This window comes from Anoxybacillus flavithermus (assembly GCF_002742685.1).
Classification (GTDB): Bacteria; Bacillota; Bacilli; order Bacillales; family Anoxybacillaceae; genus Anoxybacillus; species Anoxybacillus flavithermus_E.
This window is the reverse complement of sequence record NZ_PEDM01000002.1, coordinates 42,350-56,639: the sequence shown is the minus strand read 5'-3', so window position 1 is coordinate 56,639 and position 14,290 is coordinate 42,350. Positions and strand designations below refer to the sequence as shown.

Genomic DNA, 14,290 nt, shown 5'->3' with positions numbered 1-14,290 from the left:
GGATGTTCTGTGGATGTAAAAAAATTGTTTGTCGTCGTGATTGGCGGATTATTAAATGCGATCGGCATGAATTTATTTTTAATTCCAGCAAACGTATATACGAGCGGATTTGCTGGAGCAGCTCAGCTCATTTCAAAAGTCGTTGGGGACTATACACCTTATGCGATTTCAACCGGTTTGTTGCTTTTTTTATTTAACATTCCGGTAGCTATTTTAGGGTGGAAAAAAGTAGGGAAGTCATTTACGTTTTACAGCTTTTTAAGCGTTGTGTTTATGTCGTTATTTCTCGAGCTCATTCCGATTCGTTCGCTTTCAGAAGATATTTTATTAAATGCGGTATTTGGTGGGGTGATTGCGGCCATCGGAACGGGCTGGACGTTAAAGTGGGGGGCGTCAACCGGCGGTTTAGATATTATTGCGCTCGTGTTGTCGCGCGTGAACGATCGTTCCGTTGGGACGTATATTTTTGCGCTTAACTCCATTATTATTTTAACGGCTGGATATATGTATGGGTGGGAAAAGGCGTTATATACGCTTGTGACGTTGTATGTGACGACGCGTGTCATTGATGCGATTCATACGCGCCATCAAAAACTAACAGCGCTCATCATTACGACAAAAGGGGAAGAGATGAAACAAGCAATTAAATCGCAAATGATTCGCGGCATTACGGTCATTCCAGCCAAAGGTGCATTTTTAAATGAAGATAAAGATATGTTAATGATTGTCATTACGCGCTATGAATTGTTTGATTTAAAACGAATTATTAAAGAAGTCGATCCAAAAGCGTTTACGAACATTATGCAAACGACAGAAGTGGTCGGTTTTTTCCGAAAAGAGTAAAAGCTGCGCAACGTGCGCAGCTTTTTAAAATGTATCGAGTTCGTCTTGCAAGTCGTGCAGTTGTTTCCGTTCGGCATCGTTGGCGTTGGCGAAAGCGGATGAGAGCGTATTTTTTGCCACAGCGATGGTGCGTTCTGTTTTTTCTTCTTTCGCTTTGGCGACCGCTTTTTTCGCTTGTTGAAATAACGGATTGCCCATATTAAAATCCCCCGAGGTTTGTATGGTCTGCTTTCTCTGCTTTGCGTCGTTCCGCTTCTTCATACGTCATATGATACGGAATGCGCTCATCATGTTTATAGACAGCATCGGCACCTTGCTGAATGAAACGTTTTGATTTATTTCGTTTGCCCACACGACATTCCCCCTTGTTCGCCGCTTGTGACGCATATGGCGTCGATGATAGTTTGTTCATGCTTACGTTAAAATACGTGAGGGAATTTTTTATAACTTTAATAATGATTGCAAATAAATAGCGATGCCATCTTCTTCATTTGTTTTTGTCACATCGTCTGCGATCGCTTTTAACGGTTCAATCGCATTGCCCATCGCGATGCCTAACCCGGCCCATTTTAACATCTCAATATCGTTATCTTCATCGCCGAAAGCGATGACGCGCTCGCGCGGAATGCCGTAGTACGAAGCAATTTTTTCAAGACCGACCGCTTTATGAATGCCGGTTCGGACGATTTCAATGACGTGCCACGGGTCTGTCCAACTGCGATGGTCGATGACGTTCGCATGCACTTCCGATAAATATGTGCGAATGCGACCGACGTTTTGTTCGTCAGATAAAATTAAAATGCTTGTCGGTTCTTTGCGTAAAATGTTGCGCAAGTTTCCGATATACACATTCGGATTTCCTAAATTAAACAAATCAAGCAACTGCTCGTCGTGCTCGTGAAAATAAACATCGTCCATCACTTCGGCTAAAATGTTGCGCACGTTATATTTTCTGCTTACTTCAACAATTTCTCTCACCGTTTCTAACTGAAGTGGCGTATGATACATTCCCCAACTGTCATCTTTCGGATGATGAACGAACGCACCGTTAAAATTGACGATCGGTGTCGTTAACTGCAATTGTTCATAATACATTTTACTTGCGCGATACGGTCGCCCTGTCGCAATGACGACGATATGTCCCGCTTGTTTTGCTTTTTGAATGACGTCATATGTACGATCAGAAATCGTTTTATTCTCTTTTAATAACGTCCCATCTAAGTCGATTGCAATTAAATGTTTGTCCATTGTTTGTTCCCCTTTTCGTTAAAATCATACGTTATTAGTGTATCGTTTTTCCAAAATATCTGTCTATATGGTAAGATAATGTTAAAACATAAAATGGGAGATGAGAACATGGTGTCCATTATTCGCGAGTCCATCGCAAACATTCCTTGCTTGCACGTTGTAAAAGAAGATGATACCCATCATATGCGTCCACTTGTCATTTTTATTCATGGATTTACGAGCGCAAAAGAACATAATCTTCATTTCGGCTATTTGCTTGCCGAAGCTGGATATCGCGTCGTGTTGCCGGATGCGCTTTATCATGGAGAACGCCCAAATCCGCTTTCTGACGATGAACTCCATTTGTCGTTTTGGGACATTGTGTTAACGACCATTCGTGAATTAGAAGAGATCAAAAATGAACTAGTCGAGCGAAAACTTGCCGATCCTAATCGTATTGGCGTTGTTGGGACATCGATGGGAGGCATCGTGACGTTTGGCGCGTTAACGCAATATGACTGGATTCGCGTCGCTGGTTCGCTCATGGGCAGCCCGTGCTATCAAACGTTTTTTGATTTGCAATTGCAGTTTGCCGAACGAAAAGGAATAACGTTACCGCTCTCTAAACAGCAACTTGAAACGTTGCGCGACACATTAACGGCATACGATTTATCATTGCAACCTGAAAAATTAAATGGCCGCCCGCTTTTCATTTGGCACGGAAAACAAGATGACGTCGTTCCATTTGATTATACATACGCCTTTTATAAACAAATTGAGCCGTTTCATGAGCCACTTACGATGTTAATTGATGAACATGCAGGGCATAAAGTGACGCGCGAGGCGTTTTTACAAACGGTTCAATGGTTTGTCAAACATTTATAAAAATGTGTGATAAGCGTCACAAAAAAAGAAGGAAAGTAATGATACAATCGAAGATGAAGGAGGGAATATGATGGTTATTCCAAAACAACATGGCGCTTGGGCGATGTTACTTATTCCGTTTTTATTCGGCATCGATATCGGTCAAGCGACGTGGCTTCATCTTCCACTTTTTATCGCATGGTTTTTTCTTTATTTAGCGACATATATATGGACGTTAATTGTAAAAAAGCAAGCGAACGCTCGTCATAAAAAATGGTTTGCAACATATATGGTGATGGCGCTTATTTTTGTCGCGTTACCGCTTGCTTACAAGCCATCGCTGATCTATTTCGGTTTAGCTATCATTCCGTTTTTTATTGTAAATATGTATTTTGCGAAAAAGAAAAAAGAGCGCTCGTTTACAAACGATGTCGCTGCCATTATCAACTTTTCTATTGGCGGACTTGGCAGTTATTACATCGGTACAGGGAATATCGATGAAAAAGCGTGGTTTTTATTTATTGCTTCTGTCTTATTTTTCATCGGAAGCACATTTTATGTGAAAACGATGATTCGTGAAAAAAACAATCCACGCTATAAGTGGGCATCATGGTTGTTCCATATCATCATCATTGTCGCATGTGTGTCAACGGGAAACAGTTGGCTTGCGCTTGCGTATGTGCCAAGTGTTATGCGGGCGATTTATTTTTACGGAAAAGCGATGTCGATTAAAAAAGTAGGGATTTACGAAATTGTAAATGCTGTTTATTTTGCGCTTGTTGTGATGATCGTTTATTAAGCCGACAAATGTGTCGGCTTATTTCATGTTGCATATATCAATGGGGCAGCCTTCACAGCGAATTTCATCTTTTAAAAACTGCACATCGTGAATCGTTATTTTTCCTTTCGTGGCCGAAATGACGCCGCGTTCTTTTAATTCTTTCAACAGGCGGCTAACGACTTCGCGTGCACTACCGCAAAAGTTAGCGAGCTCTTGATTAGTCATTGGGAAATCAATCAACATACCGTCTTCTGTTTCTACGCCATAGCTATTTGCTAACCGAATAAGTGTAGAATAAAGCGCCCCTTTTTTTCCGTGCAAAATTAAATCCCGTATTTTCGTTTGCATTCGTTGCAATTGCAAATGAATCCATTGCATAAATTGCAACGCAAATGCATGATCTGTCAACAATTTTTCTTCGACTTGTTGTTTGTTGATGACGGCTAACGTTCCTGCTTCCATCATTTTTGCACTGATGGTACATGTGCACGTCAACTGGAACGGAACGATCTCCCCAAACGCATCGCCCTGCTCACAAATCCGAAGCAACAGTTCGCGCCCTTCCTCGGTCGTTTTGCTTAATTGTACTTTTCCTTTGCATACAATATATAGCTCGTTTGTCGTTTCCCCTTCGCGAAAAATATATTCTCCTTTTTGTATGTCGATCATATGGTGAGGGAGGGAAAGAAGCTCGGATAAGGAGATCGGTTGAATTGTCATATGCTTAACCACCTTTTATTGCGATCTAATTCCATTAAAAAGAAAAATACATATGGCGTCAATAAAGGAAATGGAAAAATAAAAAAATATTTAAATATACATTTGATTTTATTTTTATGCAGTATTATAATGATAACTAAATTTATAAAATATACAGAAAGTGGGGAACGGTTTGATGAAAGTCTCCATTATTGGAGCGACAGGCTATGGGGGCATTGAGCTCATTCGCTTATTACAGCATCATCCGTACATGCATGTCGCTTCTATCCATTCATCTTCACAAAGCGGTGTTTCGCTACATGATGTATATCCGCATATCGAGGAGCGTTTCGTCTTGCGCGATATCCGAATCGACGAAATGGAAGGAGAACTCGTTTTTTTAGCGACGCCACCTGGCGTATCGAGCGAATGGACGCCAAAATTGCTTGCGGCGGGATATAAAGTCATTGATTTATCTGGAGACTTTCGTTTGCGCGATGGAAGCGTATATGCAAAGTGGTATAAAAAAACGCCACCGAGCGAAGAAATGCTCAAACAGGCGGTATACGGTTTAACGGAATGGAATCGCGAGCGCATTGCAAACGCCAGTTTAATCGCCAATCCCGGCTGTTATCCGACAGCGACGTTGCTCGGATTAGCGCCGCTTGTCATTCAAAAATGGATCGTGCCTCATTCTGTTATCGTTGATGCGAAATCAGGTGTATCAGGTGCAGGACGTGGGGTGTCGCTTGGCGTTCATTTTGCGGAAACGAATGAAAACGTAAAAATATACAAAGTAAATACACATCAACATATTCCGGAAATTGAACAAATGTTACGTGATTGGAACGAACAAATGGGGCCGATGACGTTTAGCACGCATTTAATCCCGATGACGCGCGGCATTATGGCGACGATATATGCGGAAGCGGCATGCATCGTATCGCTTGATAGAATGATAGAGTTATATAAAGAAACGTATAAACATTGCCCGTTCGTGCGTGTTCGGGAAGCAGGGTCTTTCCCATGCACGAAAGACGTGTACGGTTCAAACTATTGCGATATTGGAGTCAGTTACGATGAACGAACGAATCGCATCACGGTTGTGAGCGTGATCGACAACTTAGTGAAAGGGGCGGCGGGGCAAGCCGTTCAAAACGCCAATGTGATGCTTGGATTAGAGGAACAAACCGGACTAACATCGATGCCGATGTATCCGTAAATGGGGTGGAGAAGATGAAGTTGATCGAAGAAAAAGTGAAATATGTCGCAGATGGAACGATTGTCACACCAAAAGGATTTCAAGCTGCTGGTGTGCATGCAGGGTTACGCTATACGAAAAAAGATTTAGGGGTAATCGTTTGCGACGTGCCGGCATCGTGTGCGGCCGTTTACACGCAAAACGTGTTTCAAGCCGCACCGCTTCAAGTGACGAAACAAAGCATTGCGGTCGAACAAAAGCTTCAAGCGGTCATTGTCAACAGCGCATATGCGAACGCATGTACAGGGGAACAAGGGTTAAAAGACGCATACGAAATGCGAAAGTTGTGCGCGGAGGCGTTTGGGCTTCCAGAACATCTCGTTGCTGTTGCATCGACAGGAGTGATCGGTGAATGTTTACCGATGGAAAACATTCGCGCGAGCATCCCAAAATTGAAACCGACGGCACAATTAGATGGAGCGGTTGATTTTCAAACAGCGATTTTAACGACGGATCTCGTCATGAAAAAAACGTGTTATGAAACGGTCATAGACGGTCAAGTCGTGACGGTTGCAGGAGCGGCAAAAGGATCGGGAATGATTCATCCAAATATGGCAACGATGCTTGCTTTTATTACGACGGATGCCAATATTCCGTCAGATGTGTTACAACATGCTCTTCGCTCGATTACAAATGTGTCGTTTAACCAAATTACTGTTGACGGAGAAACGTCGACGAACGATATGGTCATCGTCATGGCGAGCGGATTGGCAGGAAACGACCCGCTTTCTCCTCAACATCCGGATTGGGAAAACTTTTATGAAGCGCTTCGCCAAACGTGCGAACATTTAGCGAAACAAATTGCGCGCGACGGTGAAGGAGCAACGAAATTAATTGAAGCGCGCGTCAAAGGAGCGCGAACGGACGAAGAAGCAAAATGGGCAGCGAAACATATTGTCGGTTCCAACTTAGTGAAAACAGCAGTGTACGGAGCGGACGCAAACTGGGGACGCATTATTGGTGCAATTGGACATAGCGGAGCATTCATAAACCCGAATTGCGTGGACGTATGGATCGGTTCGATTCAAATGTTAAAACAAAGTCAACCGGTGCCATTTTCGGAAGAAGAAGCGAAAGCGGCTTTAATGGAAGATGTTGTCGTCATTACGGTCGATTTACATCTCGGTGAAGGAGAAGGCATCGCGTGGGGCTGTGATTTAACGTACGACTACATTAAAATTAATGCAAGTTATCGCACGTAAGGAGGGGATTTATGTGATTGTCATCAAATGCGGGGGCAGCGTGCTTCATGAGTTATCCCCATCGTTTTTTACAAGCGTGCAACAATTAAGAAACAGCGGGCTTGATGTTGTCATCGTGCATGGCGGAGGACCAGATATTGGACAGTTGTTACATGCGCTCAACATTCCGTCTGAATTTGTAAACGGATTGCGAAAAACGACAAAAGACGTGTTAGACGTTGTCGAAATGGTATTAAACGGAAAGGTGAACAAAACGCTCGTCTCGCTGTTACAAGCAAACGACATTCGCGCCGTCGGTTTGTCCGGTGTCGATGATTGTTTGTTGCAAGCGAAACCAATCGACGTACAAACGCTCGGTTATGTAGGAGAAGTCGTACACGTTCATGCGAAGCTTGTGCATACGTTGTTGCGTCACGGATACGTGCCCGTCATCGCACCGATCGGAATAGATGAGCATGGCCAGACGTATAACATTAACGCAGATACAGCAGCGGCGGCGATTGCACAGGCGCTTTCAGCTGACAAACTCGTTTTTGTGACAGACGTCGCTGGCATTTTAAACAACGGAGAAGTTGTCAAAGAAGCAACCGCTCATATGATTGAAGCGATGATTGCAGATGGAACGATTTCAGGAGGAATGATTCCGAAAGTGAAAGCGGCTCTTCATGCGCTCAACTCGGTCAATGAAGTCGCTATTGTGAGCGGAAAAGTCCCATTTTATAAAGAAGGAACGTGGCATGGAACGATGATGAAGAAAGAGGTGTACGTATGATTTTCCCAACGTATCAACGGTTTCCGATTACGGTTGCTAAAGCGGAAGGAACGAAACTCATCGCCACAGACGGAAAACAATATCTTGACTTTGTCTCAGGCATTGCCGTTTGCAATCTCGGTCACCGTCATCCTGCGGTGCAGCAAGCGCTTGAAGCGCAACTAAACGAAGTATGGCACGTGTCGAATTTATTTCATCTTCCGATTCAAGAACAAGTCGCTTCCCTCCTTGTTCAACATTGTGTTGGCGATGCGGTGTTTTTTTGCAATAGCGGGGCGGAAGCGAACGAGGCGGCAATCAAGCTTGCCCGCAAACATACGGGACGTTCTAAAATCATTACGTGCGAACAGTCGTTTCACGGTCGAACGTTTGCGACGATGACAGCGACCGGGCAAGCGAAAATTCACGATGGATTCGGCCCGTTGTTGCCGACGTTTACGTACGTGCCGTTTAATGATATCGCTGCGTTAGAACGAGAAATGGATGAAACGGTGGCAGCTGTCATGGTTGAAGTCGTGCAAGGCGAAGGCGGTGTTGTTGTCGGAGAAAAGTCATTTTTACAGGCAGCCGAGCAGCTTTGCCAAACGTACGGAGCATTGTTGATCGTCGATGAAGTGCAAACAGGCATCGGACGAACAGGTACGTTGTTTGCTTATGAGCAGTTCGATCTTTCCCCTGATATCATTACCGTCGCAAAAGGATTAGGAAGCGGCTTTCCTGTCGGGGCGATGATCGGAAAGAAACATGTCGTATCGACGTTTAGCGCAGGGGTGCACGGTTCTACGTTTGGCGGCAACGCCTTAGCGATGGCAGCGGCGAAAGCGACGCTTGAAATAATTACTCAACCGCCGTTTTTACAAGAAGTGCAGGAGAAAGGAATGTATTTTAAGAATAAATTAGCCGACCAATTAAAAGACGTTCATATCGTGCAAGAAGTACGCGGTTTAGGGCTCATGATCGGCATCGCATGTAGTGAACCTGTTGCGAATATATTGCCGCATATTCATGAGCGTCGGCTTCTTGCCTTAGCAGCGGGTGCGAACGTCATTCGTTTATTGCCACCGTTAATTGTCACGAAACAAGAGTTGGATGAAGCAGCCGACATATTACAAGAAGCGTTAACATCATATGAACGCGATTTTTTATACGTATAAATGAATAAAAATTCTATTTGTTTAATAAACATTCGTTTGGGGTGTTGAAATGGAAGCGTATTTACATTTGCAAAACGGCAAAACGTTTATGGGGAAATTGGAAACAACACGGACGGGAGATGTTGCGGGAGAAGTTGTCTTTTTTACAGGAATGACAGGGTATCAAGAAGTGTTAACAGATCCGTCATATAAAAATCAAATCATTGTTTTTACGTATCCGCTTATTGGAAATTACGGGATTAACGAAGTCGATTTTGAAAGCAAACAGCCGCATGTAAAGGCGGTCATCGTTTATGAAGCGGAGGAGACAGGGTATCATTACGAGGCGACGTACAGTTTGAAACAATATTTGCAAAAATGGAACGTTCCGCTTCTCACCCATGTCGATACGCGAGCGGTTGTAAAACAAATTCGTGAACATGGGGCGATGCCTGCCGTCATTTCAACAAGTCGGCAAGCGAGCGTGCATATGGAGGAACAAGCGCCTGTTCCGCTCGTGAGCACATCGGACATACAAACGTACGGAAACGGTCATATGCACGTTGTTTTATTTGATTTTGGCTACAAAAAATCAATCGTTCAGTCGTTAATTGAGCAGGGATGTCGCGTGACCGTCGTTCCGTACAATACGACGTTACAAACGGTCGAACAACTTGAGCCAGACGGAGTATTATTATCGAACGGACCGGGGGATCCGAAACAATTGTCCCGTTATTTGCCAAATATTTTAGCGGTCATCGAACGGCATCCAACGCTTGCGATTTGCCTTGGGCATCAACTCGTGTCGCTCGCTTACGGCGGGGATACGGAAAAATTGCCGTTTGGGCATCGCGGAGCAAATCAGCCGGTATATGATGCGAAAACGAAAAAAGTGTTTATGACTTCGCAAAACCACGGTTATGTGGTGAAGGCAGAAAGTTTAGCGCATACGCCGCTTTCCGTTCGCTTTATTAACGTGAACGACGGTTCGGTGGAAGGTGTCGCTCATGAAACGAAACCGATTTTATGTGTGCAATATCATCCGGAAGCGCATCCGGGGCCAAATGATACGCAATTTATTTTTGCAGAATTTGTCGACATGATGAAAGCAGCAAGAAAGGAGCAAGTGTATGCCTAAAGATTCAACGCTTCGTTCGATTCTTGTCATCGGTTCGGGACCGATTGTCATCGGGCAAGCAGCGGAGTTTGACTATTCAGGAACGCAAGGTTGTCTAGCATTAAAAGAAGAAGGATATCGCGTCATTTTGGCAAACAACAACCCCGCGACAATTATGACGGATGAAGTGCATGCGGATGCGGTATATTTTGAGCCGCTGACGGTAGAAAGTATGGAAAAAATTATTGCAAAAGAGCGACCCGATGGGCTATTAGCGACGCTTGGCGGACAGACGGGACTGAATTTAGCGTTCGCTTTACATGAGCAAGGTATTTTACAAAAGTATAATGTCCGCTTGCTCGGCACACCGATTGAATCGATTAAACGTGGCGAAGACCGTGAAGCGTTTCGGGCGTTAATGTATGAATTAAACGAGCCGGTGCCAGAAAGCGAAATTGTGACGACAGTTGAAGAAGCTGTGCAATTTGCGAAACGAATCGGGTTTCCGATCATCGTTCGCCCAGCGTATACGCTCGGGGGAACGGGCGGCGGCATTGCACAGACGATGGAGGAGCTTGTCGACATCGTTACAAAAGGATTGCAAGAAAGCCCGATCACGCAATGTTTAGTGGAACGGAGTGTCGCGGGATTTAAAGAAATTGAGTATGAAGTGATGCGCGACCATACGAATACGTGCATTACGATTTGTAATATGGAAAATATCGATCCGGTTGGCATTCATACCGGTGATTCGATCGTCGTTGCTCCGTCCCAAACGTTGACAGATGTCGAATATCACATGTTGCGCTCAGCTGCCATTAAAATTATTTCGGCGCTCGGTGTTGTCGGAGGATGCAACATTCAATTTGCGCTCGATCCAAAAAGTAAAAAGTATTATTTAATTGAAGTGAATCCGCGCGTGAGCCGATCATCCGCTCTCGCATCAAAAGCGACAGGGTATCCAATCGCAAGAATGGCGGCAAAATTAGCGGTCGGTTATACGCTTGCGGAACTAGTGAATCCAGTGACAGGACATACGTATGCGAGCTTTGAGCCTGCACTCGATTATGTTGTCGTGAAATTTCCGCGCTTTCCGTTTGACAAATTTTCGTTTGCCGATCGTCGCCTCGGCACGCAAATGAAAGCGACAGGAGAGGTAATGGCGATCGACCGTAATTTCGAGCGTGCGTTACAAAAGGCACTTCATTCGCTTGAGTTAGATCATATCGGTTTATATTCACCAGCGCTTGCGAAACAGCCGACGAAGGTGTTAGTAGATATCGTCAAAGCGGGAGACGATCGCCACTTTTTCGCTATACTCGAGCTGCTTCGCCGCGGTATAGCGACAGAACAAATACACGAATGGACGAAAATCGACTTATATTTTTTAACTCGTTTTGCTCAGCTTATTGCGCTTGAACAACAAGCGAAAGAAACGACGCTTCATTCGATTGATGAACAAACGTTTCGCATGCTAAAAGAAAAAGGATTTTCCGATGCGTATTTAGCTTATATATGGAACGTGGATGAAAAAGATGTGCGAGAAAAAAGAAAAGCATATGGCATCGTTCCATCTTATAAAATGGTCGATACGTGTGCTGCTGAATTTTCGGCTGAAACATCGTATTATTATTCGACATATTTTGGCGAAAGTGAAGTGCAAACGAGCGACAAGCCGAAAATGCTTATTCTCGGATCGGGTCCCATTCGCATTGGGCAAGGGATCGAGTTTGATTACAGTTCCGTCCATTGCGTGTACGCTTTGCAACAAGCGGGTTATGAAGCCATTTTAATCAATAACAATCCAGAAACGGTAAGCACCGATTTTACAGTGGCAGATCGTTTATATTTTGAACCGCTCACCGTTGAAGATGTATTAAATGTCGCAGAAGCGGAAAACGTTGAAGCGGTCATCGTGCAATTTGGCGGTCAAACGGCTATTAACTTAGCGAACAAGCTTGAATCGTACGGCGTGTCAATCATCGGCATGAATAGTGAGATCATTGACCAACTAGAAGATCGGGAACGTTTTTATGCGCTCCTCCAGTCGCTTGCCATTCCGCATGTAAAAGGAACGATGGCAAACGACAAAGCAGAATTAATGGAAAAAGTGGAACGTATCGGTTATCCGCTTTTGCTTCGCCCATCGTACGTCATTGGCGGACGTGGAATGCATATCGTTTATGATGAACAACAGCTTGCTTCACTAATCCAACAAGAAATGGTATATCCGGTGTTAATTGATGAATATGTACGCGCAAAAGAAGGAGAGATTGATGCCATTTGCGACGGATATGACATGTTCGTTCCGACAATGATTGAACATGTCGAAAAAACAGGTGTTCATTCTGGCGATAGTTATGCATTATTGCCTGCTCAATCGTTTACGGAAGAAGAAAAAGCGAAAATGATTGATTATACGAAACGAATCACAAAAAAGCTTCATTTCAAAGGGTTAATGAACGTTCAATTTATCGTGCGAGACGGCGAAGTGTACGTATTAGAGGTGAATCCGCGAGCAAGTCGTACCGTTCCGATCGTAAGTAAAGTGACAGGTGTGCCGATGGTTCAACATGCGACAAACGTATTGCTTGGGAAATATTTGTCGGAAGACGTCAAACAATCGGTTTCTATTCCGTACGTTGTCTTAAAATATCCGGTGTTTTCGACATATAAGTTACCGGGGGTTGATCCGCTCGTTGGACCGGAAATGAAATCGACAGGGGAAGGAATTAGCATTGCAAAAACAGTGCAAGAAGCGGCATATAAAGCGTTTTATCCATATCTTGTGAAGAAAAAAGGAGCGTATGAAATATATGTCGATGCACGAGATGAGGCGAAAACGTTGAGTGGGCAAGCGCAACAACAAGGATTAACAATCGTCACAGATGAGCCTTTCGAACAATGGGTGGCGAAAAAAGAAGCGCTCGCATTTGTTAGTTTCATGCGTGATGAACAAAGTGCGCAGCGAAGAAAACAAGCACTCGCTCGCCATGTGCTCGTATTGACGGAAGAAGAAACGGCTCAATTGTTTTTACAAGCGTGTTCTGTCCAAGATTTTTCTGTTTGTTCGATTCAAGATTGGTTAAAAACAATAGGTGAAGTGGTGAGAAAATGAATACGACAGTACCCATTCAATTAAAAGGAAAAGATTTTTTAACATTAGCGGACTATTCGAAGGAAGAAATCGAATATTTGCTTCATTTGGCGCTTGAATTAAAGGAGAAGCAACAAAACGGTGAACGGTACACGCCGCTAAGCGGCAAAACGCTCGCGATGATTTTTGAAAAGCCGTCCACGAGAACGCGCGTCTCATTTGAAGTCGGCATGGTTCAATTAGGCGGTCATGCACTTCATTTAAGTAGCCGCGATTTGCAAATTGGACGTGGAGAAACGATTGCAGATACGGCGCGCGTATTATCGGAATATGTTGATGCGATTATGATTCGCACATTCGAGCATGAAAAAGTAGAGGAGCTTGCCCATTATGCGACGATTCCTGTCATTAATGGGTTGACCGATGACGATCACCCGTGTCAAGCGCTTGCTGATTTATTGACGATTTATGAAGTGAAAGGAAAACTTCAAGGGCTAAAGCTTGCCTACATCGGTGACGGAAACAATATGGCACATGCGTTAATGCTTGCGGCGGCAAAAGTCGGCATGCATTGTGCAGTCGCTTCACCGAAAGGATATGAACCGAAAGAAGCGGTTGTCAAAGAAGCGAAAAGCATCGCAAACGAAAGCGGAGCGACAATCGTTGTAACAAACGATCCGTATGAAGCGATTGCGGATGCAGACGTTGTATACACAGACGTCTGGGCAAGCATGGGGCAAGAGTCGGAAGCGAACGAACGGATGCACGTCTTTGCGCCGTTTCAAGTCAATGAAACGCTCGTTCAACAAGCGAAAAGCGATTTTATGTTTTTACATTGCTTGCCCGCTCACCGCGGCGAAGAAGTGACAGAAGGGGTGATTGATGGAGTGCGTTCATACATTTTCCAACAAGCCGGCAACCGCCTTCATGCACAAAAAGCATTGCTCGTTTCGTTGCTGTAGCATTTGGATATCGATCCGTTATTTCTCATCATCGTTTTGAAACAAAACGGACATATTATGAAATGATCAGACGATGAGGAGGGATACGGATGGGACAAAGCCGACATTTTCGCCCCGGACAAAAAGCGCCAAACAACGGGATATATATTGAAATTGGCGAGACAGGCGACCAAGTGAAAAATCCGAAAAAATTAAAACTAAAAGCAGGTGACCGTTTCCCAGAAACGTCGAATCATAATCGTATATGGACGTACTTTCCAAAACCGTAAGCCATCCTTGCATAAGGGTGGCTTTCTCGTTATAATACGTAATAGATAAAGGTCAAAAAAAGT

Annotated in this window: 15 protein-coding genes; 11 read left to right on the top strand and 4 right to left on the bottom strand. The window is 44.1% G+C overall.

Translation table 11 applies throughout. The features are described 5' to 3' along the window. Positions 1-9 precede the first annotated feature (9 nt). Positions 10-843, top strand: a complete 834-nt coding sequence (locus CS060_RS02365; RefSeq protein ID WP_099668656.1) for a YitT family protein — start codon at positions 10-12, stop codon at positions 841-843. A 24-nt stretch (positions 844-867) separates the two neighbouring features. On the opposite strand, the gene CS060_RS02360 is transcribed toward CS060_RS02365, so the two are convergent. The 3 genes from CS060_RS02360 to CS060_RS02355 form a co-directional block, all read right to left on the bottom strand. Beyond that, on the bottom strand, positions 868-1,041 hold the full coding sequence (locus tag CS060_RS02360) for a DUF3813 domain-containing protein (RefSeq protein ID WP_082180233.1): 174 nt from the start codon (positions 1,039-1,041) through the stop codon (positions 868-870). A 1-nt stretch (position 1,042) separates the two neighbouring features. Next, complete coding sequence (locus tag CS060_RS14035) at positions 1,043-1,195, bottom strand: hypothetical protein (protein ID WP_009361918.1); 153 nt, start codon at positions 1,193-1,195, stop codon at positions 1,043-1,045. A gap of 89 nt (positions 1,196-1,284) precedes the next feature. Then, on the bottom strand, positions 1,285-2,091 hold the full coding sequence (locus tag CS060_RS02355) for a Cof-type HAD-IIB family hydrolase (RefSeq protein WP_035046105.1): 807 nt from the start codon (positions 2,089-2,091) through the stop codon (positions 1,285-1,287). A gap of 108 nt (positions 2,092-2,199) precedes the next feature. Between CS060_RS02355 and CS060_RS02350 the strand changes: the two genes are divergently transcribed. After that, positions 2,200-2,955, top strand: a complete 756-nt coding sequence (locus CS060_RS02350) for an alpha/beta fold hydrolase (RefSeq protein WP_180271043.1) — start codon at positions 2,200-2,202, stop codon at positions 2,953-2,955. 70 nt (positions 2,956-3,025) lie between these two features. Then, the gene (locus tag CS060_RS02345) at positions 3,026-3,733 is read left to right on the top strand and encodes a YwiC-like family protein (RefSeq protein WP_099668654.1); all 708 of its coding nucleotides are present in this window, start codon (positions 3,026-3,028) and stop codon (positions 3,731-3,733) included. Between the two features lie 18 nt (positions 3,734-3,751). Here CS060_RS02345 and CS060_RS02340 read toward each other — a convergent pair whose 3' ends face one another. Further along, on the bottom strand, positions 3,752-4,435 hold the full coding sequence (locus CS060_RS02340) for a Crp/Fnr family transcriptional regulator (protein ID WP_035046107.1): 684 nt from the start codon (positions 4,433-4,435) through the stop codon (positions 3,752-3,754). Between the two features lie 175 nt (positions 4,436-4,610). On the opposite strand from CS060_RS02340, the gene argC reads away from it, so the two are divergent. The 8 genes from argC to CS060_RS02300 all read left to right on the top strand — a co-directional run bounded on the left by argC (position 4,611) and on the right by CS060_RS02300 (position 14,227). After that, a complete protein-coding gene (gene argC, locus CS060_RS02335) occupies positions 4,611-5,636 on the top strand; it encodes an N-acetyl-gamma-glutamyl-phosphate reductase (protein ID WP_035046109.1) in 1,026 nt (341 codons plus the stop codon). 14 nt (positions 5,637-5,650) lie between these two features. Then, on the top strand, positions 5,651-6,877 hold the full coding sequence (argJ, locus tag CS060_RS02330) for a bifunctional ornithine acetyltransferase/N-acetylglutamate synthase (RefSeq protein ID WP_035046112.1): 1,227 nt from the start codon (positions 5,651-5,653) through the stop codon (positions 6,875-6,877). Continuing rightward, on the top strand, positions 6,858-7,649 hold the full coding sequence (gene argB / locus CS060_RS02325) for an acetylglutamate kinase (protein ID WP_052025481.1): 792 nt from the start codon (positions 6,858-6,860) through the stop codon (positions 7,647-7,649). Before argJ ends, argB begins: the two co-directional genes overlap by 20 nt. Beyond that, a complete protein-coding gene (argD, locus tag CS060_RS02320) occupies positions 7,646-8,803 on the top strand; it encodes an acetylornithine transaminase (protein ID WP_035046116.1) in 1,158 nt (385 codons plus the stop codon). The genes argB and argD overlap by 4 nt, the downstream gene beginning before the upstream one ends. 49 nt (positions 8,804-8,852) lie before the next feature. Continuing rightward, positions 8,853-9,920: a carbamoyl phosphate synthase small subunit gene (locus CS060_RS02315; RefSeq protein WP_035046118.1), complete on the top strand. Its 1,068-nt coding sequence runs from the start codon at positions 8,853-8,855 to the stop codon at positions 9,918-9,920. Further along, positions 9,913-13,017, top strand: coding sequence for a carbamoyl-phosphate synthase (glutamine-hydrolyzing) large subunit (gene carB, locus CS060_RS02310; protein WP_035046120.1), 3,105 nt, complete (start codon positions 9,913-9,915; stop codon positions 13,015-13,017). The genes CS060_RS02315 and carB overlap by 8 nt, the downstream gene beginning before the upstream one ends. After that, the gene (argF, locus tag CS060_RS02305) at positions 13,014-13,958 is read left to right on the top strand and encodes an ornithine carbamoyltransferase (protein ID WP_035046122.1); all 945 of its coding nucleotides are present in this window, start codon (positions 13,014-13,016) and stop codon (positions 13,956-13,958) included. Before carB ends, argF begins: the two co-directional genes overlap by 4 nt. An 89-nt stretch (positions 13,959-14,047) precedes the next feature. Beyond that, positions 14,048-14,227: a YjzC family protein gene (locus tag CS060_RS02300; RefSeq protein WP_003395421.1), complete on the top strand. Its 180-nt coding sequence runs from the start codon at positions 14,048-14,050 to the stop codon at positions 14,225-14,227. Positions 14,228-14,290 lie beyond the last annotated feature (63 nt).